Source organism: Streptomyces sp. NRRL S-495 (assembly GCF_000966955.1).
Lineage (GTDB): Bacteria > Actinomycetota > Actinomycetes > Streptomycetales > Streptomycetaceae > Kitasatospora > Kitasatospora purpeofusca.
In genome coordinates this window covers 1-203 of the sequence record NZ_JZWY01001416.1, presented here as the reverse complement: position 1 = coordinate 203, position 203 = coordinate 1, and the positions used below count along the sequence as shown (strand labels likewise).

The 203-nt window shown below is 71.4% G+C and carries 1 protein-coding gene; it reads right to left on the bottom strand.

Features of this window, described 5'->3' with window-relative positions; all coding sequences use genetic code 11:
* On the bottom strand, positions 1-203 hold a 203-nt coding region (locus tag VR45_RS41915; protein WP_045945246.1), incomplete at both ends, for a MerR family transcriptional regulator.

Genomic DNA, 203 nt, shown 5'->3' with positions numbered 1-203 from the left:
GAGGTCGCGGGCGCGCATGGCGAGTCGTAGTTGGTAGCGGGAGAAGCGGCGGTGTCCGCCCTCGGAGCGCAGGGGTGTGATGACACCCTGCTCGCCGAGGGCGCGCAGGAAGCCTGGGGTGGTGCCGGTCATCTCGGCGGCGCGGCCCATGGTGTACGCGGGGTAGTCGTCGTCGTCGAGGGAGTCGGGGGTGTGCGGTCGAA